General features: G+C 56.8%; 24 protein-coding genes. 6 read left to right on the forward strand and 18 right to left on the reverse strand.

The annotated features are described in order from the left end of the window. The first annotated feature begins 235 nt into the window (after nucleotides 1-235). A complete protein-coding gene (locus tag ACWKXX_RS11360) occupies nucleotides 236-1,567 on the forward strand; it encodes an SLC5/6 family protein (protein ID WP_163358954.1) in 1,332 nt (443 codons plus the stop codon). A 20-nt stretch (nucleotides 1,568-1,587) separates the two neighbouring features. Next, a complete protein-coding gene (locus ACWKXX_RS11365; protein ID WP_163358953.1) occupies nucleotides 1,588-2,892 on the forward strand; it encodes an L-cysteine desulfidase family protein in 1,305 nt (434 codons plus the stop codon). A gap of 80 nt (nucleotides 2,893-2,972) precedes the next feature. On the opposite strand, the gene ACWKXX_RS11370 is transcribed toward ACWKXX_RS11365, so the two are convergent. Beyond that, nucleotides 2,973-3,674, reverse strand: a complete 702-nt coding sequence (locus ACWKXX_RS11370; RefSeq protein ID WP_017382430.1) for a pirin family protein — start codon at nucleotides 3,672-3,674, stop codon at nucleotides 2,973-2,975. A 104-nt stretch (nucleotides 3,675-3,778) separates the two neighbouring features. Here ACWKXX_RS11370 and yhaJ point away from each other — a divergent pair, with 104 nt between their 5' ends. Then, a complete protein-coding gene (yhaJ, locus tag ACWKXX_RS11375) occupies nucleotides 3,779-4,681 on the forward strand; it encodes a DNA-binding transcriptional regulator YhaJ (protein ID WP_045911536.1) in 903 nt (300 codons plus the stop codon). Between the two features lie 38 nt (nucleotides 4,682-4,719). Here the strand turns inward: yhaJ and ACWKXX_RS11380 are convergent, their stop codons facing one another. The 11 genes from ACWKXX_RS11380 to ACWKXX_RS11430 all read right to left on the reverse strand — a co-directional run bounded on the left by ACWKXX_RS11380 (nucleotide 4,720) and on the right by ACWKXX_RS11430 (nucleotide 12,094). Beyond that, nucleotides 4,720-5,085, reverse strand: coding sequence for a DUF805 domain-containing protein (locus tag ACWKXX_RS11380; RefSeq protein WP_015571946.1), 366 nt, complete (start codon nucleotides 5,083-5,085; stop codon nucleotides 4,720-4,722). A 106-nt stretch (nucleotides 5,086-5,191) separates the two neighbouring features. After that, nucleotides 5,192-6,178 carry a glutathione S-transferase family protein gene (locus ACWKXX_RS11385; protein WP_261665972.1) on the reverse strand — a complete coding sequence of 329 codons (987 nt, stop codon included), beginning with the start codon at nucleotides 6,176-6,178 and terminating at the stop codon, nucleotides 5,192-5,194. 72 nt (nucleotides 6,179-6,250) lie between these two features. After that, nucleotides 6,251-6,643 (reverse strand): DoxX family protein, encoded by a 393-nt coding sequence (locus ACWKXX_RS11390; protein WP_454540824.1) that lies wholly within the window; start codon nucleotides 6,641-6,643, stop codon nucleotides 6,251-6,253. A 247-nt stretch (nucleotides 6,644-6,890) separates the two neighbouring features. Next, nucleotides 6,891-7,187, reverse strand: a complete 297-nt coding sequence (locus tag ACWKXX_RS11395; RefSeq protein ID WP_261665973.1) for a YqjK-like family protein — start codon at nucleotides 7,185-7,187, stop codon at nucleotides 6,891-6,893. Next, nucleotides 7,184-7,582, reverse strand: coding sequence for a phage holin family protein (locus ACWKXX_RS11400; protein ID WP_003862647.1), 399 nt, complete (start codon nucleotides 7,580-7,582; stop codon nucleotides 7,184-7,186). Before ACWKXX_RS11400 ends, ACWKXX_RS11395 begins: the two co-directional genes overlap by 4 nt. Nucleotides 7,583-7,584: 2 nt before the next feature. Next, nucleotides 7,585-7,890: a DUF883 family protein gene (locus tag ACWKXX_RS11405; RefSeq protein WP_003862645.1), complete on the reverse strand. Its 306-nt coding sequence runs from the start codon at nucleotides 7,888-7,890 to the stop codon at nucleotides 7,585-7,587. Between the two features lie 29 nt (nucleotides 7,891-7,919). After that, nucleotides 7,920-8,288, reverse strand: coding sequence for a DUF1090 domain-containing protein (locus ACWKXX_RS11410; protein WP_284329639.1), 369 nt, complete (start codon nucleotides 8,286-8,288; stop codon nucleotides 7,920-7,922). Nucleotides 8,289-8,431: 143 nt separating this feature from the next. Then, nucleotides 8,432-8,815 (reverse strand): EnvZ/OmpR regulon moderator MzrA, encoded by a 384-nt coding sequence (mzrA, locus tag ACWKXX_RS11415; protein ID WP_003862640.1) that lies wholly within the window; start codon nucleotides 8,813-8,815, stop codon nucleotides 8,432-8,434. A gap of 2 nt (nucleotides 8,816-8,817) precedes the next feature. Further along, nucleotides 8,818-9,480: a DedA family general envelope maintenance protein YqjA gene (gene yqjA / locus ACWKXX_RS11420; protein ID WP_003862638.1), complete on the reverse strand. Its 663-nt coding sequence runs from the start codon at nucleotides 9,478-9,480 to the stop codon at nucleotides 8,818-8,820. A gap of 341 nt (nucleotides 9,481-9,821) precedes the next feature. After that, nucleotides 9,822-10,598, reverse strand: coding sequence for a transcriptional regulator ExuR (gene exuR, locus ACWKXX_RS11425; protein WP_003862635.1), 777 nt, complete (start codon nucleotides 10,596-10,598; stop codon nucleotides 9,822-9,824). 197 nt (nucleotides 10,599-10,795) lie between these two features. Further along, entirely contained in the window at nucleotides 10,796-12,094 is a 1,299-nt protein-coding gene (locus ACWKXX_RS11430; protein ID WP_261665974.1) for an MFS transporter, read from the reverse strand. A 475-nt stretch (nucleotides 12,095-12,569) separates the two neighbouring features. Between ACWKXX_RS11430 and uxaC the strand changes: the two genes are divergently transcribed. After that, nucleotides 12,570-13,982 carry a glucuronate isomerase gene (gene uxaC / locus ACWKXX_RS11435; protein ID WP_017694288.1) on the forward strand — a complete coding sequence of 471 codons (1,413 nt, stop codon included), beginning with the start codon at nucleotides 12,570-12,572 and terminating at the stop codon, nucleotides 13,980-13,982. A gap of 17 nt (nucleotides 13,983-13,999) precedes the next feature. Beyond that, the gene (locus tag ACWKXX_RS11440) at nucleotides 14,000-15,487 is read left to right on the forward strand and encodes a UxaA family hydrolase (RefSeq protein WP_261665975.1); all 1,488 of its coding nucleotides are present in this window, start codon (nucleotides 14,000-14,002) and stop codon (nucleotides 15,485-15,487) included. Nucleotides 15,488-15,573: 86 nt separating this feature from the next. On the opposite strand, the gene sstT is transcribed toward ACWKXX_RS11440, so the two are convergent. The 4 genes from sstT to ACWKXX_RS11460 form a co-directional block, all read right to left on the reverse strand. Then, nucleotides 15,574-16,815 (reverse strand): serine/threonine transporter SstT, encoded by a 1,242-nt coding sequence (sstT, locus tag ACWKXX_RS11445; RefSeq protein WP_017382425.1) that lies wholly within the window; start codon nucleotides 16,813-16,815, stop codon nucleotides 15,574-15,576. 256 nt (nucleotides 16,816-17,071) lie between these two features. After that, a complete protein-coding gene (locus tag ACWKXX_RS11450) occupies nucleotides 17,072-18,037 on the reverse strand; it encodes a TerC family protein (RefSeq protein WP_017382424.1) in 966 nt (321 codons plus the stop codon). Nucleotides 18,038-18,288: 251 nt separating this feature from the next. Then, a complete protein-coding gene (locus tag ACWKXX_RS11455; protein ID WP_003862623.1) occupies nucleotides 18,289-19,287 on the reverse strand; it encodes a Gfo/Idh/MocA family protein in 999 nt (332 codons plus the stop codon). A gap of 70 nt (nucleotides 19,288-19,357) precedes the next feature. Then, nucleotides 19,358-19,861, reverse strand: coding sequence for a M48 metallopeptidase family protein (locus tag ACWKXX_RS11460; RefSeq protein ID WP_150390893.1), 504 nt, complete (start codon nucleotides 19,859-19,861; stop codon nucleotides 19,358-19,360). A gap of 83 nt (nucleotides 19,862-19,944) precedes the next feature. Here ACWKXX_RS11460 and rlmG point away from each other — a divergent pair, with 83 nt between their 5' ends. Continuing rightward, entirely contained in the window at nucleotides 19,945-21,081 is a 1,137-nt protein-coding gene (gene rlmG / locus ACWKXX_RS11465; RefSeq protein WP_015571936.1) for a 23S rRNA (guanine(1835)-N(2))-methyltransferase RlmG, read from the forward strand. Between the two features lie 103 nt (nucleotides 21,082-21,184). Here the strand turns inward: rlmG and ACWKXX_RS11470 are convergent, their stop codons facing one another. Together ACWKXX_RS11470 and lsrK are read right to left on the reverse strand one after the other, a co-directional pair. Then, nucleotides 21,185-23,206, reverse strand: coding sequence for an NADPH-dependent 2,4-dienoyl-CoA reductase (locus ACWKXX_RS11470; protein WP_015571935.1), 2,022 nt, complete (start codon nucleotides 23,204-23,206; stop codon nucleotides 21,185-21,187). 184 nt (nucleotides 23,207-23,390) lie between these two features. Further along, the gene (gene lsrK, locus ACWKXX_RS11475) at nucleotides 23,391-24,971 is read right to left on the reverse strand and encodes an autoinducer-2 kinase (RefSeq protein ID WP_261665977.1); all 1,581 of its coding nucleotides are present in this window, start codon (nucleotides 24,969-24,971) and stop codon (nucleotides 23,391-23,393) included. Between the last annotated feature and the right edge of the window lie 8 nt (nucleotides 24,972-24,979).

Here is a 24,979-nt window from a genome sequence, read left to right on the forward strand (position 1 = left end):
TTAATTTTGTGAACGTCGTCAATTTTAGAAAACTTACTCTCCTTTCTGCTATCCCGAAGTAATATTATTCTCTCGCTTTAGAAAATCCCTATAAAAGTTGTGACTTTTTTCTCCCGCGCTCCGGATATGATCTTCCCATATCAATAACTCACACCTGCACCCTCTGACTCGCAATCGCTGGCGATCGGAACCTTATAAAAACAACCAGTTACCCTACAAAATAAGCGAGTGCCCAATGAATATGGCAACAAACAGCAGTGTGATTGTGAGTGATTCCCCTGCGGCAAGGCGGGCGGGAATGAGCGAAAGCGAATGGCGAGAGGCGATCAAATTCGACAGCACCGATACGGGCTGGGTCATCATGAGTATCGGGATGGCTATCGGCGCGGGCATCGTTTTTCTTCCTGTGCAGGTCGGGTTAATGGGGCTGTGGGTGTTTTTACTCTCGTCGATAATTGGTTATCCGGCTATGTACCTGTTCCAGCGCCTGTTTATTAATACGCTGGCGGAATCACCGGAATGCAAAGATTACCCGAGCGTCATTAGCGGTTATTTAGGTAAAAACTGGGGCATCTTATTGGGTGCGCTTTATTTCGTGATGCTGGTGATCTGGATGTTTGTCTATTCCACGGCTATCACCAACGACAGCGCATCCTACCTACACACCTTCGGCGTAACCGACGGTTTGCTGTCGGAAAATCCGTTCTACGGCTTATTCCTGATCTGCATTCTGGTCGCCATTTCGTCGCGCGGTGAAAAATTGCTGTTTAAAGTCTCCAGCCTGATGGTGCTGACCAAATTATTTGTGGTGGCGGCGCTGGGGCTTTCGATGATTGGCCTCTGGCATTTAGCCAACGTCGGTATGCTGCCGTCGATGGGCCTGCTGATTAAAAACGCCATTATTACGCTGCCTTTCACCTTAACCTCCATTCTGTTTATTCAGACATTAAGCCCGATGGTGATTTCCTATCGTTCACGGGAAAAATCCGTAGAGGTGGCGCGTCATAAGGCGCTGCGGGCAATGAATATCGCTTTTGGCGTGCTGTTTGTGACGGTCTTTTTCTACGCGGTCTCCTTTACGCTGGCGATGGGGCACGACGAGGCGGTAAAAGCCTACGAGCAGAATATTTCCGCCCTGGCAATCGCAGCACAGTTCATCAGCGGTGACGGTGCGGGCTGGGTCAAAATCGTCAGCGTGATCCTCAACATTTTTGCCGTGATGACCGCGTTCTTTGGCGTCTATCTCGGCTTTCGTGAGGCGACGCAGGGCATCGTGATGAACATCCTGCGCCGCAAAATGCCGGCGGAGAAAATCAATGAAAGCACCGTCCAGCGCGGGATTATGCTGTTCGCTATCCTGCTGGCCTGGAGCGCGATTGTGTTAAACGCGCCGGTGCTGAGCTTCACCTCCATCTGTAGCCCTATTTTCGGGATGGTGGGCTGCTTAATTCCGGCGTGGCTGGTCTACAAAGTGCCCGCACTTCATAAATATAAAGGCGTATCGCTGGTGATTATTGTGATTACCGGGCTGCTGCTTTGTGTTTCTCCTTTCCTCGCCTTCTCATGAGGTTAAATAAGGTCGTAACGATGTCTGAGCAAATTAATCCTTTATGGAACCATTTTATTCGCGCTGTGCAGGAAGAGGTAAAGCCTGCGCTGGGCTGTACCGAACCCGTCTCGCTGGCGCTGGCGTGCGCGATGGCTGCCGGACAGCTTGACGGTGAGGTGACGCGTATCGAGGCGTGGGTATCGCCGAACCTGATGAAAAACGGGCTTGGCGTAACGGTGCCCGGCACCGGTATGGTCGGTTTACCCATCGCGGCCGCGCTGGGGGCGACAGGCGGTAATGCACACGCCGGGCTGGAGGTGTTGAAAGACGCGTCGGCCGAGGCGCTAACGCGCGCCAAAGCACTGCTGAACGCGGGTCTGGTGCAGGTGAAATTGCAGGAGCCGTGCGAGGAGATCCTTTATTCACGCGCCTGCGTTTACGTCGGTGAATCCTCGGCGACGGTGACCATCGCTGGCGGGCACACTCGCGTGGTGGAGGTAGTTTGTCAGGGCGAAACGCGCTTCAGGCTTGACGATCGTCAGAGCCAGAACAACGACGATCCGCTGGCGGTACTCTCGACCACCACGCTGTCGCAGATCCTTGAGTTTGTAGAGCAGGTGCCGTTCGACGCGATCCGCTTTATCCTCGATGCGGGGCGGCTGAACGATGCGCTCTCCAGCGAAGGTTTGCGTGGCAACTGGGGGCTGCATATTGGCGCGACGCTCAATAAACAGCGCGCACGCGGCTGGATGGCGCAGGATCTGGGTTCAGACATTATTATCCGCACCAGCGCAGCCTCGGATGCCCGCATGGGAGGCGCGACGCTGCCGGCGATGAGCAACTCGGGTTCCGGGAATCAGGGCATCACCGCCACCATGCCGGTAGTGGTGGTGGCTGAGCACGTTCAGGCCGATGACGAACGGCTGGCGCGGGCGCTGATGCTCTCGCATCTGTCGGCTATCTATATACACTACCAGCTTCCGCGCTTGTCCGCGTTATGCGCGGCGACAACGGCCGGAATGGGGGCAGCGGCGGGGATGGCGTGGCTGATGGGCGGATCTTACCAGACCATTGCCATGGCGATCGGCAGTATGATCGGCGACGTGAGCGGGATGATCTGCGATGGGGCCTCTAACAGCTGCGCAATGAAGGTCTCGACCAGCGTCACCAGCGCCTGGAAAGCCGTGATGATGGCGCTGGATGATACTGCCGTGACGGGTAACGAGGGGATTGTGGCGCACGACGTGGAACAGTCTATCTCTAACCTGTGCGCCCTGGCGTGCCGCTCAATGCAGGCGACGGACCGGCAGATCATTGAAATTATGGCGAGTAAGGTGTTGTGATTTAATCCAACCCGTTACCCCTCACCCTAACCCTCTCCCATAGGGAGAGGGAACCGATCGAGCGAGGGGGCGTGTTGATCTTAAACCGGCAAATCAATCAGCAGCGCGCGCAGCGGCGTATCGGCAACCAGGGTGATATTCGCTTCGTCACGAATAAACGCCCCGTCACCGCAGGTGAGCGCTTCTTTCTCTTCAGTATGCGTGACCGCATGCACCGTTCCGTGAATGGACTGCAAATAGGCACGCGGGCCATGAAGCTGGAAGCTCGCCTGTTCACCTTTTTTCAGTTCGATATGGTGCAACCACACCTGCTGGCGCAACTGCAAGCTGCCTTTGCTGCCGTCTGGCGAGGCAATCAGCTGCTGTTTACCGCCCTTCAGATCGATTTTTTGCACCAGCGGATTTTCCCGCTCCGGACAGGCATCCAGCCACAGCTGCATGCGGGTCAGCGTTTTATCTTTGCTGAGGTTATGCTCGCTGTAGCTAATACCTGGCTGCGTGGAAATTAACAGCGCCTCGCCAGCCTTCGCCTGGACATGATTGCCCTCGCTATCGCGGTATTCTGCCTCGCCTTCCAGGATCAGGTTCAGGATATCGACTTTAGGGTACGTGCGCGGCTGGAAGGACGCGCCCGGGGCGAGCACTTCCTGATTCAATACGCGCAGTGAAGCGTAACCGAGGAGTTTAGGGTCAAAGTAGTGTCCAAAGGAAAAGGTGTAGCGGGCCTGCAACCAACCGAAATCGGCTTGTCCGCACTGTTTCGCTGTTCTTGTCGTAATCATAAACTTGACCTCTCTTTACACTAAATCAATGGTAAAGGTATGGACGCTGCATTGTTAGCCAGATATTCTGCCTGGTATGTTCAAATTTCCTGAATGAGAACGAGATGGCTAAAGAGAGAGCATTGACGCTTGAGGCGCTTCGCGTCATGGACGCGATTGACAGGCGCGGCAGTTTTGCCGCGGCGGCAGATGAACTGGGGCGCGTTCCGTCTGCCCTGAGCTATACCATGCAAAAGCTGGAAGAGGAGCTGGATGTTGTGCTCTTTGACCGTTCCGGTCATCGAACAAAATTCACCAACGTTGGGCGGATGCTGCTGGAGCGCGGCCGCGTATTGCTGGAAGCGGCGGATAAGCTGACGACGGATGCCGAAGCGCTGGCCCGCGGCTGGGAAACCCATCTGACGCTGGTGACCGAAGCGCTGGTGCCCACCGAGGCGCTGTTCCCGCTGGTGGACAGACTGGCCGCGAAAGCCAATACCCAGCTGTCGATCATCACTGAGGTGCTGGCCGGGGCGTGGGAGCGTCTTGAGACGGGCAGGGCGGATATCGTGATTGCGCCGGACATGCATTTCCGCTCATCGTCAGAAATCAATTCGCGCAAACTGTACAGCGTGATGAACGTCTACGTCGCCGCCCCGGATCACCCGATCCATCAGGAGCCGGAGCCGCTCTCTGAGGTCACGCGCGTGAAATACCGCGGCGTGGCGGTCGCGGATACCGCCCGAGAGCGCCCGGTGTTAACGGTACAGTTGCTGGATAAACAGCCGCGACTGACGGTAACGTCGCTGGAAGATAAGCGACAGGCACTCCTGGCGGGGCTGGGCGTGGCGACTATGCCGTATCCGTTTGTCGAAAAGGACATTGCAGAAGGGCGGCTGCGCGTCGTCAGCCCGGAATACACCAGCGAAGTGGATATCATTATGGCGTGGCGTCGCGACAGCATGGGCGAAGCCAAATCGTGGTGTTTGCGTGAAATTCCCAGGCTCTTTGCCCACCACAACAAATAAGCGTAGGCCCGGTAAGCGTATGCGCCACCGGGCAGAATTTACGCGCTTGCCTTAGGATCCGGACCAAAGCGGTTTTCGCCCGGCGTTCCGCTCTGACAGTTGAAAATCAAAATCACGATCCAGCCGATAAGCGGGATCAACAGCAACAGCAGCCACCACGCCGAACGATCGGTGTCGTGAAGACGACGAAACAGTACGGCCCATGATGGCAGCAGAACTAACACACCATAAATGGTGGTGAGAATGCCTTCACCCCCCTCGCGTTCCCAGCCGAGGATCTTGTCCACAATGCCCAGCACCATAATCAGGACGAAGTTCACCAGAACGAACATCCAGTACTCTTTACGGCGGGCACGGCCACCAAATCCAACGTAGTTGCGCAGTACTTTTAAATACCAGTCCATTTTTCCTTGCCTCTTAATCAGTCAATCACTTGTTTTCTAAGCGATCGAGGTAAGGATAGATGTATGCTGTGAATTAAAAAAGGGAATCAATTGATTCCCTAAATAATTATCCGAAACGCACGTCGCGCCCGTGCGGTTCATCCAGGTCCTGCCACGGGCCAATGGAGATAATGCCCGTTGGGTTGATGGTCTTATGACTGCGGAAATAGTGGGTGCGAATATGGTCAAAATTGACCGTCTCCGCAATCCCCGGCATCTGATAGATGTCGCGCAGGAAACCGTGCAGGTTCAGGTAATCACTGATGCGATGCTTGTCGCACTTGAAGTGGGTGACATATACCGGATCAAAGCGGATCAGCGTCGTCCACAGGCGGATGTCTGCTTCGGTGAGGCGATCTCCCGTTAAATAACGATGCTGGCCGAGGATCTGCTCCAGGCGCTCCAGGGATCCAAACACGTTGCCGACCGCTTCGTCGTACGCTTCCTGACTGGTGGCAAAGCCCGCTTTGTAGACGCCGTTGTTGACGTTGTCGTAGATCCAGCCGTTCAGCTCGTCAATTTTATCGCGCAGCTCAACCGGGTAGTAATCCCCGGCGCGGGCACCGTGCGCGTCAAACGCGGTATTGAACATGCGAATGATTTCAGCGGATTCATTGCTGACGATCGTCTGGTTTTTCTTGTCCCACAGCACAGGCACCGTTACGCGTCCGGTGTAGTGCGGATCGGCGCGCAGATAGAGCTGATACAGGAAATCGTGATGATAAAGCTCATCACCCGTCGCGGCCGGGAAGCCACTGTCGAACGTCCAGCCGTTTTCCAGCATCAGCGGGTTGACCACCGAAACCGGAATTAACGATTCGAGACCTTTAAGTTTGCGCACAATCAGCGTGCGGTGCGCCCACGGACAGGCGAGAGAAACATACAGATGATAACGATCTTTTTCCGCCGCAAAGCCCCCTTCGCCACTCGGGCCGGGTGCGCCGTCGGCGGTCAGCCAGTTACGGAAGGCCGAAACAGAGCGCTTAAAGCGTCCACCGGTGGATTTGGTGTCATACCAGACATCCTGCCAGACGCCGTCTACGAGTTGTCCCATTTTTTACTCCTCCGTCAGATAGCAAAAGCGAGGAGATGTCTCCTCGCTTTGAATGTAATCAGTATAGCCTGCTTACCACTTCTTATTCAGAAGACGGTCGATGCTGTAGGCGCCCGGACCCGTGATAGCCAGCAGCAGGAAGCCGCCCGCGATGATCAGGTTTTTCATGAACATCAGGGAGTTCACGCCTTCCGCAAAGTTGCTGTGGAAGATGAACGCGGTCAGCAGGGTAAAGCCTGCGGTGAACAGCGCCGTAGTGCGGGTCAGGAAACCGAACAGCACTGCCAGGCCGCCGCCGAACTCAAGCAGAATGGTCAGTGGCAGCAGGAACCCCGGCACGCCCATCGCTTCCATATACTGCTGAGTACCCGCATAGCCGGTAATTTTGCCCCAGCCTGCGGTGATGAACAGAACAGGCATCAGAATACGCGCTACCAGTACACCAACATCTTCTAATTTTTTCATTTTACTCTCCAGGAAACCACATCAGCGGCTAAACGTTATTTGCGTGCAAATTCGGGTAGATACCGCGTCTTTGCTGTCGATGGAGAGGAGTGTAAACGGGGCGGATGGCAAATGTTAGCAAGGAAAACTGTTAATCTTCTTCAAAGATATTGAGTAAGGGAGGGGGTTTTGCCGGGTGGCGGCTACGCCTTACCCGGCCTACACGCAATCGTAGGCCGGGTAAGCGCAGCGTCACCCGGCAAGAAGGCTAGCGCAACTGCTGTTGTCGCAGCGTGGTTTTCACCAGACGCCAGGCGCTCCAGGCGCCAAAGCCGCGGCGTGCCCAGCGGATCAGCACGTTAGGATGCCGAACCGACCAGATCGCCATCACGCTGCTGCCGACCAGCGCCCATGAGCGCAGGCTCAGGACCGTGTTCCAGCCGCGGTCAAACCGATGCGTGGCTTCAACCCAATCTCGACGGCTGGCAGACAAATCCAGCCGCTGCTGCTGGATTTGGCTCAACAGATACGCTTTCCGCTTTTGACGTTCGGCTTTGTCGCTCACGACTTATCATCCTCCAGCAGGGCGCGGTCGTTGGCCAGCTCCTGGCGCGTATGGCGCAGGAAGGTCGACGTGCGCGCTTTATGCAGGGTCCAGATACCGCCTATCAGCGCCGCCACCAGCAGAACCACGGTAGTCGCAATCATCGCGTTCAGACGATACTGTGGATCGATAGCCCAGATGATTAACACCATCAGGCTCATCAGACCAAACGCGGCAAAGAGCATCGTAAGCCCAAGCATGAGCAGCATCTGGAAGAGGTTGGCTTTCTCCTCTTCCAGCTCCACTACCGCAAGCCGGACGCGCGTTTCGGCAATCCCGACCAGCGTCGTAAGAATACGCTGGCCGATGCCGAGGACGTTTTTAGCAGGCCCTTGTGCGTGACGTGGATCTTCCATAATCAACGACGCGTCAGCAGGACACCCAGCACCACACCCACTGCGGCGCCAATACCTACACCCGTCCATGGATTATCACGTACATATTCGTCTGCGCGCGCTGCCGCTTCGCGGGTTTGTTTCGCCAGCGCATCACCGGTTTCGCCCAGACGGTAACGGCTCTCTTTCAGTGCCTGCTCCGCTTTGCTGCGCAGTTTACTTACTTCTTCTTTCGATTTATCCGCAGAAGAGTTCAGCACCTCTTCCAGGGTGTCCGCCAGGGATTTCAGTTCAGCGCGCAGATTTTCTGAAGTTGTATCTTTTGACATGATTCTCTCCTGTTGAGATTTCCGTTAACTCAATAATCGCGAGCTTCCAGCGCTTTCAGTTCGTCCTGCGCCTCTTGCAACTTCCTCTCGCGCTTGGCAATTTTTTCCGCATCACCTTTCTCTTTCGCTTCCTGTAGGTCTTGACGGCGCTCGGCTATCTCGTCCTTCTGTTCAGCGATTTTTTTCTGATGATCGGCACGCAGCTTGCTGTCCGTACAGTTGTCTTTCACTTCGCTCAACGCTTTTTTCAGCCCGTCGATCCGGTGCTGATTGTTATGCTTTTCGGCATAACTGATTTCGCGTTGGATATCCTGTTCTTTCTCCTGACAAAGAGACATAGCGAAGGAAGCTGTGCTTAAAGGAAAAAGGGCCAGAGCCAGAGTGATGCGGTATTTCATTATAGAAACCTTCCATTGTGTTACGGCGTAAGCCGTGTTCCAGAACTATGCGGAGAACATCTGATGGGTGCTCCGCGTACTTAAGCATAGTAAGTAAACGGGAGTTTCACCAAAGTAGGTGAAAATATTCGGAATCTTAGTCGTTAACCAAATCGATGCGACGTGTCGCGTAACCGTGACATCCAGGAGGCTACGTGGCTGTCATCATCCTGTTGCGCAATGATGTAACCCTGCGGCAGCGTGCGGTCCAGCACGGCTTTCGCCGCGGCGCTTTGCGCACTGGAGTCAAATTTTATCAGCAGCACATCGTCTTGCGGCGTGATGCTCTTAAAGCGGATCCCGTTTGCGTCCAGATGATGCCAGATGGAAAAACCATCCGGCACGCTGGTTCCCTGGCTCACAGGACGGATAGCCAGCGTCGACTCCTGATGCTGTAGCGCAGACCACAGCAGGATAAGAGCGCTGAACATCATCAGCGCGACGATAGCGTAAGAGAAGCGGCGCAGCGCGAGCGGGGAGATAACCATCGTTAACCCCTGGCTCCGTATTTCTTCTTCCACAGTACGACCAGGGACCCGACCAGGCCAAACACCAGCAGAACGACGGGCAGCAGCATCAGGCAAGACATCAGCTGATCTTCATATTTCATAAAGACCGGCGTTTTACCCAGCGCGTAGCCGAGCGTGGTCAGGATCAGCACCCACAGCAAGCCGCTCATCCAGTTAAAGAATTGGAAGCGCGTACTGCTCAGGCCGGACAAGCCCGCAATGGTGGGCAGCAGGGTGCGTACGAATGCAATAAAGCGGCCGATCAGTAAGGCGGAAAGCCCATGCTTATGGAAAAGGTGGTGCGCTCGCTGGTGGTAATGGGCCGGAAGGTGCGAAAGCCAGTTCTGAACGATTCGCGTGTTACCCAGCCATCGCCCCTGAATGTAACTCACCCAGCAGCCCAGGCTGGCGGCAATGGTCAAAAGCAGGACCGTTTGCGGGAAAGCCATCGCCCCTTTTGCACAGAGCACCCCGACCAGCACCAGCAGGCTGTCGCCGGGTAAAAAGGCAGCAGGCAGCAGACCGTTCTCAAGGAACAGGATCATAAATAACACAAAGTAGAGCATGCCAATCATGGACGGGTTGGCCAGCGTTTCGAAATCCTGAGCCCAGAGGGCGTTCAGTAGTTGGGTCAAAAGTTCCATTCAGTGTTCCTGGAAATCGGTTAACGTCACGCCTGTCATTCGGGAAAACAGCACGGCGACATTGTTATGATTTCATTATGGTCGCTCGCGGACACATTGATGTGTGGCCAACACTGTTCCCTGTTAATTGGCTGGTTAGCAAGCACTAACTTACAAAATAACGAAGTGAATCCAATTGTAACAAAGCCCGACGTTCTGCGTCACAGAATTTGAGGGGAAACACGATTTTGGCGTAAGCCACGGAGGGGAGCGAGAAATTTTACAAAGGCTGACACTATAGAGGTTTTCTTACCCTGTCTGGCCGGAAGGCGCGGCGGTGCGCCTGCCAGCAGTTCGGGGAGTTATTTTGCGAGATTGGTCGCGGTATCGAGGTGAACGACCGGATTATCGGCAAAAAGATAGCGGTCAGCGTTAAATTCAAAGTCATCACTTGTTTCATTAAACAGCATCTGTTTGGTGTTCTCCAGGTGCTGCCACATTGCCAGTTTCGCCGCATGCGGATCTTTACGAATCAGAGCCTTAAGAATCTGGTCGTGGTCGTCACACCAGTTATCTACCGTACGGGAATCAATGTGATCGTGCAATTTCTTCCAGTACGGGTTGTGAACGCGCTGAGTCCACATTTTTTCAACGATTGCCGCCAGCGCCGTGTTCTGAGTCGCAAGGGCGACCTGGACGTGGAATTGCAGGTCCCATTCGGAATCGCGGAAACATTTTTCTTTACGCGCATGATCCTGGATTTCCATCAGCTTCATGATGTCCTGCTTGGTCACCTGCGTCGCAGCAAATTCCGCAATGTTGCTTTCAATCAGCTGGCGAGCCTGGAGAAGCTCAAACGGACCGTAGCTGGCAAACTCCAGACTTTCGTCCGGGGTGGGGGAGTGTTTCGCCTGGCTGGAAATCACATGAATGCCGGAACCTTTGCGTACCTCAACATACCCTTCCACTTCCAGCATGATGATGGCTTCGCGGACCACCGTACGGCTGACGCTTTTTTCATCCGCAATGAAACGCTCAGCGGGAAGTTTATCACCGACAAGATAGACCCCTTGCTCGATGCGATCTTTCAGCTCGGCGGCAAGTTGTTGATATAAACGACGTGATTCGGTGATTTCCATATGCGCTCCAGGCAGGGTACGGCGAATGATTTGTTATACCACTTTTGCGTGCCACTCTCCAGATTTCACCATGAAAAAAGCCGCCCGTAGGCGGCTTTTGAGAAGATTTTGCCGGGTGGCGGCTCCGCCTTACCCGGCCTACAAAACCCAATAAAATCGTAGGCCGGGTAAGCGCAGCGCCACCCGGCACAACAACGCTAACTCTGCGTCGCCGGTCCCCCAAGGGACTCTTTCGCCAGTTCATCGGCGGATTTGCTCTTCAGCACCGTCCAGATAACCACCGCACCCATCAGATCGAAGATAGCCAGTACCGCGAACAGCGGGCTAAAGCCAATGGTATCTGCCAGCGCGCCGACCACCAGCGCAAACAGGGTACTTGCGGTCCAGGCGGCCATCCCGGTCAGGCCGTTGGCGGTAGCGACTTCGTTACGACCAAACACGTCGGACGAGAGCGTAATAAGCGCACCGGAAAGAGACTGGTGAGCAAAGCCCCCGATACACAGCAGGGCGATAGCCACGTAAGGGCTGGTGAACAGGCCGATCATGCCCGGGCCGATCATCAGCAGGGCACCCATGGTGACCACCATCTTACGGGACACAATCAGGTTCACGCCAAACCAGCGCTGGAACAGCGGTGGCAGGTAGCCGCCGACGATACAGCCCAGGTCTGCAAACAGCATTGGCATCCAGGCGAACATCGCGATCTCTTTCAGGTTAAAGCCGTAAACTTTAAACATGAACAGCGGGATCCAGGCGTTAAATGTCCCCCAGGCCGGTTCTGCCAGGAAGCGTGGCAGGGCGATACCCCAGAACTGACGGGTGCCCAGGATCTGCCAGACGGACATCTTTTTGCCGTTGTCGGTCTGATGCTGAGATTCCTGACCATTAATAATGTAGTCACGTTCTTCGTCAGACAGCTTTTTCTGATCGCGCGGGTGTTTATAGAAGATCAGCCACGCCATGGCCCAGGCAAAGCTCAGCACACCGGAGATGATGAACGCCATCTGCCAGCTGTGCATCACAATCGCCCACACCACCAGTGGCGGAGCAATCATCGCCCCGATGGAGGAGCCCACGTTGAAGTAACCGACAGCGATTGAACGCTCTTTTGCCGGGAACCATTCAGAGCTGGCTTTCAGACCCGCGGGGATCATCGCTGCTTCGGCAGCACCTACCGCACCACGCGCCAGCGCCAGTCCGCCCCAGCTGCCGGCCAGCGCGGTCGTCCCACAGAAGACGGCCCAGGCTACAGCGAAGAAGGCATAACCAATTTTTGTACCCAGAATATCAAGAACATAACCTGCAACAGGCTGCATTACGGTGTAAGCGGCAGAGTAAGCCGCAATGATGTAAGAGTATTGCTGCGTGGAGATATGTAACTCTTCCATCAACGTTGGCGCCGCTGCTGCCACGGTGTTACGTGTCAGGTAGCCCAGCACGGTGCCGAGCGTCACCAGTGCGATCATGTACCAACGTAACCCTTTAATTTTACGCATGTAAAACCTCATCGTTATGTTATTTCCGTGTCGGGACACGGCAACAACTCAACCGTTGCCGGGAGCTGTTCTGTAACGGGAGGGGCGTAACCGGGAACCTGTCCCGGAACGGCCCGAACCTTGCCATAAGTAATCGTGCTAAGTCGGCTTCCGTACCGTTAAATCCGATGTATCAAACACCGGTAATGCATTCCGTCGGCTTATAGTTTGCGACGGCGAAAAGATAACTTGTCATACAACTTTAAAAGGTGAGTGACATCACAAAAGTGTGAATCTTTGTAGGGACATTATGCGGCGCGCGTAAAGCCAGAAATGGCGCGGCCTGCGAGAGGGTTTACCCCTTTGAGGGTAATTTATTTGTCGACGTTTATTGATCTAACTCACGAAAAAAACGTCGGACTCTGGAAATTGGTGTGATAACTTTGCAGCATCTGAACATAAGCTTTCTGACGCTCCCGTAATGAGGAAGACGATAATGACACCGTTTATGACCGACGATTTTCTGCTAGATACCGAATTTGCTCGCCGCCTGTACCACGACTACGCAAAAGACCAGCCAATTTTCGACTACCACTGCCATTTACCGCCGCAGCAGGTTGCCGAAAATTACCGTTTCAAAAACCTGTATGATATCTGGCTGAAGGGTGACCACTATAAGTGGCGCGCAATGCGCACCAACGGCGTGGCCGAGCGCCTGTGTACCGGCGACGCGACCGATCGCGAGAAGTTTGACGCCTGGGCCGCTACCGTTCCTCACACCATCGGTAACCCGTTATACCACTGGACGCACCTCGAACTGCGTCGTCCGTTTGGTATCACCGGCAAGCTGCTCTCTCCCGCCACGGCGGATGAAATCTGGGATCAGTGCAACGAACTGCTGGCGCAGGATAGCTTCTCGGCGCGCGGCATCATGCAGCAGATGAACGTGAAGATGGTGGGCACCACCGACGATCCGGTCGACTCTCTGGAGCACCACGCTGTTGTCGCCAAGGACAGCACGTTTGACATCAAAGTGCTGCCAAGCTGGCGCCCGGATAAAGCCTTCAACATCGAGCTGCCGACCTTTAACGACTACATGGCGAAGCTGGCGGAAGTTTCGGATACCGACATTCGTCGCTTTGACGATCTGCAAACCGCGCTGACCAAACGTCTGGATCACTTTGCCGCACACGGCTGTAAAGTGTCTGACCACGCGCTGGACGTAGTGCTGTTCGCGGAATCCAGTGAAGCTGAGCTGGACAGTATTCTGGCGCGTCGTCTCTCCGGCGAAGCCCTGAGCGAGCACGAAGTGGCGCAGTTTAAAACCGCGGTGCTGGTGTTCCTCGGTGCGGAATATGCCCGCCGCGGCTGGGTTCAGCAGTATCACATCGGCGCGCTGCGTAATAACAACCAGCGTCAGTTCAAACTGCTGGGCGCGGACGTAGGCTTTGACTCCATCAACGACCGTCCGATGGCGGAAGAGCTGTCAAAACTGCTGAGCAAACAGAACGAGCAAAACCTGCTGCCAAAAACCATTCTGTACTGCCTGAACCCGCGCGATAACGAAGTGCTGGGCACTATGATCGGCAACTTCCAGGGCGAAGGGATGCCGGGCAAGATGCAGTTCGGTTCCGGCTGGTGGTTTAACGATCAGAAAGACGGCATGGAGCGTCAGATGACGCAGCTGGCGCAGCTCGGCCTGCTGAGCCGCTTCGTTGGCATGCTGACCGATAGCCGCAGTTTCCTCTCCTATACCCGCCATGAATATTTCCGCCGCATTCTGTGCCAGATGATTGGCCGCTGGGTGCACGCGGGCGAAGCGCCAGCGGATATCCAGCTGCTGGGCGAAATGGTGAGAAACATCTGCTTTAACAATGCGCGTGACTACTTCGCCATTGAACTGAACTAAGGCCGTTTGAGGTTGATATGCAATACATCAAAATCCATTCGCTGGATAACGTTGCCGTCGCGCTGGCCGATTTAGCCGAAGGGACGGAAGTGACCTTCGACAACCAGTCGGTGACGTTACGCCAGGCCATTGGATGTGGACATAAGTTTGCCCTGATCCCCATCGCGAAAGGGGAGAACGTGGTGAAGTACGGTTTGCCCATCGGTCATGCGCTGGCGGATATTGCGCCGGGTGAATACATTCATTCCCACAATACCCGCACCAATCTCAGCGATCTGGACGAGTACAGCTATCAACCTGACTTCCAGGCAGAAGAAGGACAGGCGGCCGATCGTGAGGTGCAGATCTACCGCCGCGCCAGCGGGGAGGTGGGGATCCGCAATGAACTGTGGATCCTCCCGACCGTCGGCTGCGTGAACGGGATCGCGCGTCAAATTCAGACGCGTTTCCTGAAAGAGACCAACAATGCTGAAGGCACCGACGGCGTGCATCTGTTCAGCCATACCTACGGTTGTTCCCAGCTGGGCGACGACCACATCAATACCCGCACCATGCTGCAAAATATGGTGCGCCACCCGAACGCGGGGGCGGTGCTGGTGATTGGCCTCGGCTGTGAAAACAATCAGGTCGACGCCTTCCGCGACACGCTGGGCGAGTTCGATCCTGAGCGCGTGCACTTTATGGTGTGTCAGCACCAGGACGACGAAGTGGAAGCGGGCGTTGAACAGCTGCACCAGCTGTATGAGGTGATGCGTCACGACAAGCGCGAGCCGGGCAAGCTGAGTGAACTGAAGTTTGGCCTGGAGTGCGGCGGATCTGACGGGCTTTCCGGCATTACCGCTAACCCGATGCTGGGCCGCTTCTCAGATTACGTGATTGCCAACGGCGGCACCACGGTGCTGACCGAAGTGCCGGAGATGTTCGGCGCAGAGCGCATTCTGATGAGCCACTGCCGCGACGAAGAGACCTTTGAGAAGACCGTCACCATGGTCAACGATTTCAAACAGTACTTCATCGCCCATAACCAGCCGATTTATGAGAACCCGTCGCCGGGTAACAAGGCGGGTGGGATCACCACGCTGGAAGAGAAATCCCTGGGCTGCACCCAGAAAGCGGGCGCCAGCCAGGTAGTGGACGTGCTGCGTTACGGTGAACGGCTGAAAACGCACGGTCTGAACCTGCTGAGCGCACCGGGCAACGATGCGGTCGCCACCAGTGCGCTGGCGGGAGCGGGCTGTCACATGGTGCTGTTCAGTACCGGGCGCGGCACGCCGTACGGCGGATTTGTGCCAACGGTGAAAATCGCCACTAACAGCGAGCTGGCGGCGAAGAAAAAACACTGGATCGACTTTGATGCCGGCCAGCTGATTCACGGCAAAGCGATGCCGCAGCTGCTGAGCGAATTCGTGGACACGATTGTGGAATTTGCCAGCGGCAGGCAGACCTGCAACGAGAAGAACGACTTCCGCGAGCTGGCGATCTTTAAGAGTGGTGTGACGCTATAAGTGCTTTGTCGGGTGGCGCTAGCGCTTACCCGACCTACTGAACCCTGTAGGCCCGGTAAGGCGTAGCCGCCACCGGGCTTTTCTTTTTAACTGCGCAGGGCGTTCTTCGCTAAACGCGCATCTTCCGCCTGACAGGCCGCCGCGGTAAACAGCACGTCGGTAGAGGAGTTCAGCGCGGTTTCGCAGGAATCCTGCAATACGCCGATAATGAAGCCGACCGCGACAACCTGCATGGCAATCTCGTTCGGAATACCGAACATGTTACAGGCCAGCGGGATCAGCAGCAGCGAGCCGCCCGCCACGCCGGATGCGCCACAGGCACACAGTGATGCAACGACGCTCAGCAGCAGCGCGGTTGGCAGATCCACCGGAATGCCCAGCGTATGCACCGCCGCCAGCGTCAGCACGGTGATGGTGATCGCCGCACCTGCCATGTTCACGGTTGCACCCAGAGGAATCGACACCGAATAGGTATCGCGATCCAGATTCAGCTTCTCCGCCAGCGCCATGTTGACCGGAATGTTTGCCGCCGAGCTGCGGGTGAAGAAGGCATACACGCCGCTTTCACGCAGGCAGGTCAGCACCAGCGGATACGGGTTGCGGCGGATCTGCCAGAACACCAGCAGCGGGTTGATCACCAGCGCCACCAGCAGCATACAGCCGACCAGGACGACCAGCAGCTGCGCGTAGCCCCACAGTGCATCGAAACCGGTGGTGGCCAGCGTCGAAGAAACCAGACCAAAGATCCCGACTGGCGCAAAGCGAATCACCAGCTTCACCATAAAGGTGACAGCGTTGGACATATCGTTCACCAGGTTTTTCGTGGTCTCGTTACCATGACGCAGCGCGAAGCCCAGACCGATCGCCCAGACCAGGATGCCGATGTAGTTCGCGTTCATCAGCGCGGTGACGGGGTTAGAGACCATGCTCATCAGCAGACCGCGAAGCACTTCCACAATCCCGGACGGCGGGGTGATATCACCGGCCGCGCTGGTCAGGTGCAGCGTGGACGGGAACAGGAAGCTAAACACCACGGCCGTTAAGGCAGCAGAGAAGGTTCCCAGCAGATACAGGAACAGAATAGGGCGAATGTTGGTTTTTTGTCCGTGCTGGTGGTTGGCAATCGACGCCATCACCAGCATCAGCACCAGTACCGGGGCGACGGCCTTCAGTGCGCCAACGAAAAGGGTGCCGAGCAGCCCCGTCGCTTCCGCGGCAGGTTTTGACACCATCGCCAGCAGAATACCCAGTACCAACCCGACCAGAATTTGTTTTACAAGACTGCCCTGCGCCAGGCGCGCGAACAGACCGCGTGATTGTGTGCTCATACGTTATTCCTGAGTGAAATTGCGTTCCATCCTGGATGTGCTCTAAGTCACATTTGTGTCCGGATGTAAGTATTTGTTTGCCTGGTTGAGTATCAGGGAAAGCAGCGAAAGGCGGAAGCGTAAAATGCTGGATTTTACGTGTTGCGTCATGTTTTTTAACTATTGCTTAACGAAAGTGCCGGGTGGCGCTGCGCTTACCCGGCCTACGGGGTGACGTTGTAGGCCCGGTAAGCGTAGCGCCACCGGGCAAAACGCACTAAGCCTGCTGCTTCTTATCGTGCTGGCGGTTAACCCAGGTATTGATAATCAGCGTCACCAGCAGAATGCCAAACACCACGCCGAGCGAAATGGCGATCGGAATATGGTAGAAATCGACGATCAGCATCTTGATACCGATAAACACCAGAATCACCGACAGACCGTACTTCAGCATTGAGAAGCGCTCTGCCGCACCCGCCAGCAGGAAGTACATCGCACGCAGGCCGAGGATGGCGAACAGGTTAGAGGTCAGCACGATGAACGGGTCGGTAGTGACCGCGAAGATAGCCGGGATACTGTCCACCGCGAAAATCACGTCGCTCAGTTCGACCAGAATCAGCACCAGCAGCAGCGGGGTGGCGAACAGCAGGCCGTTCTTACGCACGAAGAAATGCTCGCTCTCGATCTTGTCCGTCATGCGCAGATGACCCCGGATCCACTTCACCAGCGGCTTATCACCGATACCGGTATCGTCTTCTTTCGCCAGCGCCATTTTTACCCCGGTGAACAGCAGGAACGCGCCAAACACATACAGCAGCCATTCGAACTGGGTAATCAGCCAGCTACCGGCGAAGATCATGATGGTACGCAGGACAATAGCGCCCAGCACGCCGTACACCAGCACGCGACGTTGCAGAGCCGCAGGTACGGCGAAGTAGCTGAACAGCATCAGCCAGACGAAGACGTTATCAACCGCCAGCGCTTTTTCAATCAGATAGCCGGTGAGGAAGGCGAGTGCCTGAGGATCGGCCACCGCGCGGCCTTCGGTTGAGGCCAGATACCACCAGAAGGCGGCGCAGAAGAGGAGTGAGAGGGTAACCCATACCAGCGACCAGACGGCGGCTTGCTTGACGCTCATGCCGTGCTCGCCGCGACGACCCTGCAAAAAGAGGTCGATTGCCAGCATGATGAGCACGACAACCGCGAATCCGCCCCACAGCATTGGAGTGCCGACAGAATGCATACTATTTTCCTTACACATAAAAAACAAAAACGGCCATGGTCAGAAGACGATAGCCGTTAGCTTTTTATGCATAGACCTCGCCTTCCGGCAAGGTCTCACTTACAACCACGAAGGTTGCCCGGCGACCGGATGCGGTTTTGCACGCATCGTAATGACGATCCACCGGCGAAGAAGTTACTCCCCTTTGCAGGTAACAAATTATGTCAGACCATCGGTTTCGTCAATGGTCTGCACGATTTCATTACACAGTTTTACGCGACGGCTTCCACATTCACGCCGTCTGCGGGGAAGATCACGCCAGTCTGTCGGCGGATCTCCGTTTGCAGCTTCGCCGTGGTGCGGCTGATCGCCAGCCCCGGGTGGTTCACTTCGTTGTCTTCTACCAGACGGGCGAAGACCTCTGCCTCATAGAGCATAGTGTTAATATGCTGAGGCTGCGTCAGCTCCTGCGCTTTGCCGCCGCGGGGAACGATGCTTAGCTTCTGGCATTCGGAGATTTTTTCGATCACCAGCGAGCCGTCTTCGCCCTGAATTTCGCTTGGCAGTACGGAGTCACTGACCTTCGAGTGCTGCAACGTCACGCTAAAATCACCGTAGTCCAGCACCACAACGCCGTGTGCATCCACGCCGCTCTCCAGCAGGCTGGCGGTGGCGGTTACGCCGTGCGGTTCACCCCACAGGGCGACCGCAGAGGCCAGGCAGTAAAAACCGATATCCATAATCGAGCCATTCGAGAAGGCCGGGTTAAAGGTGTTCGGGTTTTCGCCGTCCAGGTAGCGCTGGTAGCGCGAGGAATACTGGCAGTAGTTGATAAAGGCTTTACGCACTTTGCCAATTTTCGGCAGCGATTGCTGCAACAGCAGGAAGTTCGGCAGGCTGGCGGTTTTGAACGCTTCAAACAGTACCACCTGGTTTTCGCGGGCAAGCGCAATGGCGGCTTCCACTTCCTCAATATTCGAGGCGAGCGGCTTCTCGCAGATCACATGCTTTTTGTGGCTGAGGAACAGCTTAGTTTGCGGGAAGTGCAGAGAATTCGGGCTGGCGATATAGACCGCGTCAATGGCGTCGCTTTGCGCCATCTCATCAAGCGAGGTGAACAGATGTTCAACCAGGTAGTCATTCGCAAAACTCTGCGCCTGCTCAAGGCTGCGGGAATAGACTGCGGTGAGCTTATATTTGCCGGTTTCGTGGGCGGCGTCGACGAACTGGCGCGTGATCCAGTTCGTACCGATGACTGCGAAACGTATCATAAACGTTTACGTACTCCGTAGCAGGGAACCTAAAGCCACTGTAGCACGTCATCATGACATTTCGCGTGCGCTACTGCGCATTACTCTTTAACGATAAATGCGTCAGCCACAAACGGGTATCAAACTCCAGCTGGTGGTACTGCGGCTCCATATGGCGGCACAGGGAGTAGAACGCTTTGTCGTGCTCTTTCTCTTTCAGGTGCGCCAGCTCGTGCACCACGATCATCCGCAGAAAGGCTTCCGGCGCATTGCGAAAGACGGTCGCGACGCGGATCTCCGCTTTGGCCTTCAGCTTGCCGCCCTGTACGCGGGAGATGGCGGTATGCAGGCCGAGCGCGTTTTTCAGCACGTGGATCTTATTGTCGTACATCACCTTGTTGATCGGCGGGGCGCTCTTAAGATACTGGTTTTTCAGATCCTGCGTATACTGCCAGAGGGCTTTGTCAGTCGCGAAATCATGCGTGCCCGGGTAGCGTTTTTCCAGCACCGCGCCGAGCTTTCCCGCGGCAATCAGGTCACGAACCTGGGAAAGTAAATGCTCCGGATAGCCCTGGAGATAAGTCAGCTGGTTCATCAAAACCCCAAAATAGTGTGAAAACGGGTATACTCACGCACCCTTTTCAGGGATACGCCAAATTTTACCATTCAGGAGGGCCGATGAGCCACTTAGACAACGGTTTCCGTTCACTCAACCTTAAACGTTTCCCGGAAACGGACGACGTTAACCCGCTTCAGGCGTGGGAAGCGGCGGATGAATATCTGCTGCAACAGTTGGATGGGACTGAAATCAGCGGCCCGGTTCTGATCCTGAATGACGCGTTTGGCGCGCTGGCCTGCGCGCTGGCGGAACATGCGCCTTACAGTATCGGCGATTCTTACTTAAGCGAGCTGGCGACGCGTGAAAACCTGCGTCACAACGATATCGAAGAATCCAGCGTGAAGTTCCTCGACAGCACCGCGGACTACCCGCAGGCGCCGGGCGTGGTGCTGATTAAAGTGCCCAAAACCATGGCGCTGCTGGAGCAGCAGCTTCGCGCGCTGCGTAAGGTCGTGACGCCGGATACGCGTATTATCGCGGGTGCCAAAGCGCGCGATATTCACACCTCGACGCTGGAATTGTTCGAGAAAGTGCTCGGCCCGACCACCACGACGCTTGCCTGGAAAAAAGCGCGCCTGATCAACTGTACCTTCAGCGCACCGGCGCTGGCCGACGCGCCGGAGACGCTGAGCTGGAAGCTGGAAGGCACCGACTGGACCATCCACAACCACGCGAACGTTTTCTCCCGTACCGGTCTGGATATCGGCGCACGCTTCTTTATGGAACATCTGCCGGAAAACCTGGAAGGGGAAATCGTTGATCTCGGCTGCGGTAATGGCGTGATTGGCCTGACGCTGCTGGCGAAGAACCCGGAGGCCAGCGTGGTGTTCAGCGACGAATCGCCAATGGCGGTGGCGTCCAGCCGTCTGAACGTGGAAACCAACCTGCCGGAGGCACTGGATCGCTGCGAGTTTATGATCAATAACGCGCTGTCGGGCGTAGAGCCTTTCCGCTTCAACGCGGTATTCTGTAACCCGCCGTTCCACCAGAAGCACGCCCTGACGGATAACGTCGCGTGGGAGATGTTCCACCACGCGCGCCGCTGCCTGAAAATCAACGGCGAGCTGTATATCGTGGCCAACCGCCACCTGGACTACTTCCACAAGCTGAAGAAGATTTTCGGCAACTGCGTCACCATTGCCACCAATAACAAATTCGTGGTGCTGAAATCGGTGAAGCTGGGGCGTCGTCGGTAAGATTGGGTATGTGCGGCCTGATGCCCGGTGGCGCTTCGCTTACCGGGCCTACAATGGCCTCGAACCCGTAGGCCGGGCAAGCGAAGCGCCGCCCGGCAATGCCCTAGATCGCCAGAGCTAACTTCGTCCCCTGCGCAATTGCCCGCCGCGCATCCAGCTCCATCGCCACATCGCACCCGCCGATCAAATGCACCGTTTTTCCCGCCTCACGCAGCGGATCCGCCAGATCCCGCTTCGGCTCCTGCCCGGCGCACAAAATCACATGATCCACGCGCAGCAGTTGCGGTTCGCCGCCGATCAGCACGTGCAGCCCGTCGTCGTCGATCTTCTGGTAGCTCACCCCCGGGATCATCTTCACCCCGCGTGAGAGCAGGGTGGCGCGGTGGATCCAGCCCGTGGTTTTTCCCAGACCTTCACCCGGCTTGCTGGCTTTACGCTGGAGCATCACAATCTGACGCGGGCTTTTCGGCAGCTGCGGACCTTCCGGGCGTAAACCACCGGACTGACTGAGGCTGGTATCAATGCCCCATTCCACGCAGAACTCAGCGATGTTCTGGCTGGTGGCTTCGCCCGGCTGGCTTAAATACATCGCGGTATCAAAACCGATCCCGCCGCAGCCGATGATCGCCACCTTCTCGCCAACCGGCGCTTTGTCCCTTAATACATCCAGATAGCTCAATACCTTCGGATGATCGATGCCTTCGATCGCAGGCGTGCGCGGGGCGATCCCACTCGCGAGGATCACCTCGTCGAAACCGATCAGATCCGCCGCGCTGACAAACTGTTTAAGCCGCAGATCGACGCCCGTCACCTCGATCATCCGGCGGTAATAGCGCAGCGTTTCGTAGAACTCCTCTTTGCCGGGGATCTGTCTGGCGATAGTAAACTGCCCGCCGATTTCCGCCAGCGCATCAAACAGCGTCACGCTGTGCCCGCGCGAGGCGGCATTGACTGCAAACGCCAGGCCCGCCGGCCCTGCACCCACCACGGCCAGACGCTTCTTGTTGACCGCAGGAACGATCGGCATTTTGGTTTCATGGCAGGCGCGGGGGTTAACGAGGCAGGAGGTGACCTTGCCGACGAAGATCTGATCCAGACACGCCTGGTTGCAGCCAATGCAGGTATTAATCTCGTCCGCACGGCCGCTTTGCGCTTTGGAGAGCAGTTCGGCATCCGCGAGGAACGGGCGCGCCATCGATACCATATCGGCATCGCCGCGTGAGATCACATCCTCCGCCACCTGCGGATCGTTAATGCGGTTGGTGGTGACCAGTGGAACGGAGACTATGCCTTTCAGCTTGCGCGTTACCCAGCTGAACGCCGCGCGCGGCACCGGCGTGGCGATGGTCGGGATGCGCGCTTCGTGCCAGCCAATTCCGGTGTTGATAATCGTGGCGCCTGCGGCTTCGATCGCCTGCGCCAGCTGTACGGTTTCGTCGAATGTGCCGCCGCCTTCCACCAGGTCAAGCATCGACAGGCGGAAGATGATAATAAAATCCGCACCCGCACGTTCACGCACCGCGCGCACCACCTCCACGGCAAAACGCATCCGGCGGGCATAGTCGCCACCCCATTCGTCGTCGCGCTGGTTGGTGCGTGCGGCGAGGAATTCGTTGATCAGATAGCCTTCCGAGCCCATCACCTCAACGCCGTCGTAGCCCGCTTCCCGCGCCAGCGCCGCGCAGCGGGCAAAATCGTCTATCAGCGCCAGGATCTCGTCGTGGCTGAGGGCATGGGGAGTAAAGCGGTTAATCGGCGCCTGAATAGCCGAGGGGGCAACCAGGTTCGGCTGATAGCTGTAGCGTCCAGTATGCAGAATTTGCAGGGCGATTTTGCCGCCCTCGCGGTGGACCGCGTCGGTCACAATGCGGTGATGCGGCAGCTGTGACGCATCGTTCAACACTGCGCCGCCCTCCATCGTCACCCCGGAAGGGGCAGGGGCTACGCCGCCGGTGACAATCAGCGCCACCCCGTGGCGCGCGCGCTCGGCATAGAAGGCTGCCAGACGTTCAGCCCCGTCCGGACGCTCCTCCAGCCCGGTGTGCATCGAGCCCATCAGCACGCGGTTTTTGAGGGTGGTGAACCCCAGATCGAGAGGGGCGAATAACGACGGGTAGCGGCTCATAGTCTCTTCCAGTGTAAAATTATTGTTATGTGGTCGGATGAGTTACTAATTTAGCCAGCGGCAGCGGAAAGGTAAAAGCGGGATCGAATGATTGTGATAGATCTCAAAGAACTTCCCCGGTTGCGCTGCGCTTACCGGGGCTACAAACCGTAGGCCGGATAAGCGCAGCGCCATCCGGCGTATTTTACGGCGCCGCTGCCCGCACCAGCCCCGGCGCCTGCCACATCGACGTCGTCAGCCCGCTGTCCACCAGCCCAAGCTGGTCGGCATACACCGCCTGCCATTTCTGCATCATGCCGTCGTACAGCTTGCGGTGCTGCGGGTTCGGCGTGAACTCGCGGCTCCACTTCACCAGCCGCTCGCCCGTCGAAGCCATATCCGCAAACAACCCCGCGCCAGCACCTGCCGCAATCGCGCAACCCAGCGCCGTCGCTTCCTTCACTTCCGGCACGCGCACCGGCAGCCCGGTAACGTCGCTTAAAATCTGGCTCCACAGGGCGCCTTTGGCCCCGCCGCCCGCAAACACCAGGCTCTCAAACGTCACGCCGGAGAAGCGCGAAATCTGCGCCAGGTTGCAGGCCGAGACGATGGCCGCGTTCTCTTCCAGCGCGCGGAACAGCGTCGCTTTGTTGCACTTTTCCGGGTCGATGGAGAGGTTAATAAACGACGGCGCTGCGTGATACCACTGCTTAAAATGCATCGCGTCGGAGAAGATCGGCATTACGCCGTGGGAGCCCGCCGGGACGCGGCTCGCCATCTCTTCGAGCAGGGAGTAGGTGTCCATTCCCATTCGTTCGGCAATCAGCTTCTCTTCGGCGCAGAAGGCGTCGCGGAACCAGCGCATGGTTAGCCCGGTAAAGAAGCTGATCGACTCCGCCTGCGCCATGCCGGGGATGACGTGCGGGTTTACGCGGATGTTCATCTCAGGGTCGGTGCGCACCTGCGGCAGATTCACCACCTGCTGCCAGAAGGTGCCGCCGAGAACCGCCGTTTGTCCGGCGCGGACCACGCCCAGCCCCAGACAGCCCAGCTGCACGTCGCCGCCGCCCATCACCACCGGTGTGCCTTCGCGCAGGCCGCTCTGCTGCGCGGCCTCTTTGGTGACAGCGCCCAGCACGGTGCCGGTCTCTTTCACCGGGGAGAGGATATCGGCGCGCAGCCCGGCCATGTCGAGCAGCGCCGGACGCCAGTCGCGGGAGAAGAGATCCAGCATGCCGGTGGTGCCCGCATTGGACGGATCGACCGCCAGCTCACCGGAGAGCTTCGCCGCCAGCCAGTCGCTGATCATGGTGATGGTGGCGGCTTTACGATAAATATCCGGACGATGGTGCGCCAGCCACAGCAGGCGCGGCATGGCGCTGAGGGCAAGCGTCTGGCCGGAAACATCATACACTTCGGATTCAAACCGGTAGTTGTGGATCTCTTTGAGTTCAGCCACCTCGCGGCTGGCGCGGGCGTCGACGTTGGCGCAGGCCCAGATAGCCTCGCCGTTGCGGTCGTACAGCACAATCCCTTCGCGCATCGAGCAGCAGGCGACGGACTGAATATCCGCCGCGCTCAGGCGTGCGCGCTCCAGCGCCTGATGAATACACCGGCAGGCCAGCCGCCAGTTGGTGTCGAGGTCGAACTCCATCGAGCCCGGCACGTTCTCCACGCTCAGGTGCTTCCACTCGGCCTGGCCAACGGCAATCTGGTTGCCCCGTAAATCAAAAATCACGGCGCGAACGCTGCCTGTCCCTGCATCTAACGCTAAAAGGTAACTCATGAGCTTGC

The sequence above is a fragment of the Enterobacter sp. UPMP2061 genome, assembly GCF_053709615.1.